Origin of the sequence: Aquiflexum sp. (assembly GCF_041749095.1) — a bacterium.
Classification (GTDB): domain Bacteria; phylum Bacteroidota; class Bacteroidia; order Cytophagales; family Cyclobacteriaceae; genus Aquiflexum.
This window is the reverse complement of the sequence record NZ_JBGTCA010000300.1, coordinates 1-1,584: the sequence shown is the minus strand read 5'-3', so window position 1 is coordinate 1,584 and position 1,584 is coordinate 1. Positions and strand designations below refer to the sequence as shown.

Sequence of the window (1,584 nt, the reverse complement as noted above, 5' to 3'; positions counted from 1 at the left end):
TTTAGCAGGCACTGATATTTCCTTTGAGGTTGCTGTACCTCAAAATCTATTACTTCATCAGGAAAAAGCCAATGGACAAGAACCTGCTGTGAAGATAAAGCCCCTGTCAATGGGTACCTTTCAATTGATCATGAAAGGGGCTAAGGAAGACCCGGGACTTATCCCGCTTTTGATGATTAAAGAAGGTTTGGTGGAACCCAAATTGTCTTTACCGCAAATAAAAGGACTGCAAGTAGGATTGGTGGAATTTTTGGTCGAAGAAATCAGGGCAGTTAGCGGTCTATCCGAAAAAAAAAAGACTTGAAGGAACTGATACAATCTCCACTTTTACAAACCGCCTTCACCTTGGCAAGCCATTTTGGTTGGTCACTTCCAAACATCAATGCGCTTACACCGGCACAAGCTGATATTTTTCTCCAAATGATCATGGATTCCCAAAAAAATGAAAGATAGCCTTACTGCCATTGGCTTTTCTATTGTAAACAGTTGGGAAAACTGGCTCGAAATAATTTCTAAACCTGAAATAGACTTTTATACAAGAATCTATTCCCGGAACCAAATTCCGAAGGTAGTAATGCAACCCGATTTTTTATTCAGTAGGTTCAACATGGATAGCTTGCAAATTGACTATCAGGATCTTTTAATGTTACCTTGGCCCTTTTCGGGAAATTTCCACAAAAGCCAAGATCAATTTCCCAACAATAATTTTGAAATGGATGAAAGGAATGCAGCCGAAAGTCAATCGGGCCATTTTCCTTTTCAGGCAATAAAGACAGGAGTCCATAAAACCCAACACCAATCGGCAGATATATCAAAACAAGATATTGAGAGATCCGGTAGCATTTATTTTTCATCAAAAAATTTAGCTCCTATTAAGGCTTCGGCATTCAAAAAAATAAGCGTAAACAACAAAGGTGTAAATAACGAAAACACTGAAAAACAAGAATTTAAAAAAAGATATGGGATTCAGGATGATGAAGCCTTGAGTGAAAAAAGGAAATTAGATTCTTGGGACGACCCAATTGAAATATCTGAAATGGAACAAGTTAACGAAGTACAAGGAGATTGGGAAAAGGATGTTAATGAAAGGACTGAAAATCCAATAACACTTATAAAGAATCGACATTCCCCAAAGGCGGAGGATGCTACCTACTTTGAAAATATTCCTGATCCACCACTTTTTAAACCGAATGTTTCTGGTTATGGCCATCCTATTTGGCAATCCGCTGCGGATAAAAAGCAGGAAAATTCCGTCTTTAGCCCCGTAAAAGGCTGGGGTGATTTGGCCGAAAGGCTTAATGATCAAAGCCAAAACGGAAACAACCCTGATTTAACTTCTTCCGAAGATGATGTTTCATCCATTATCGAGACCGACGTGAGGCAGTCTTTTCCACAAACCTCCGGGAAATCCCTTTCAAAAGATACTTACTCAGCTTTTAGAAATCTAACGGTCGTTGAGAAGGAAATTAGCACCCAACATTTGCCATTTACATCAAAGGACATGGCAATGGAAACTCCCCAACTCAGTGAATCCGAAACCATATCAACTGATAAAGAATAATTGTATGAAGCCCTTGCGGCAAA

The 1,584-nt window shown here is 39.1% G+C and carries 2 protein-coding genes and 1 pseudogene; all 3 read left to right on the top strand.

Going from position 1 to position 1,584, the window contains the following annotated elements; all coding sequences use genetic code 11:
• Window positions 1–304: pseudogene (locus ACEW8O_RS13885) on the top strand (hypothetical protein); the annotation flags it as partial.
• A complete protein-coding gene (locus ACEW8O_RS13880) occupies window positions 301–453 on the top strand; it encodes a hypothetical protein (RefSeq protein ID WP_373495225.1) in 153 nt (50 codons plus the stop codon). The pseudogene ACEW8O_RS13885 and the gene ACEW8O_RS13880, both read left to right, overlap by 4 nt.
• Complete coding sequence (locus ACEW8O_RS13875) at window positions 443–1,561, top strand: hypothetical protein (RefSeq protein WP_373495224.1); 1,119 nt, start codon at window positions 443–445, stop codon at window positions 1,559–1,561. The genes ACEW8O_RS13880 and ACEW8O_RS13875 overlap by 11 nt, the downstream gene beginning before the upstream one ends.
• Window positions 1,562–1,584 lie beyond the last annotated feature (23 nt).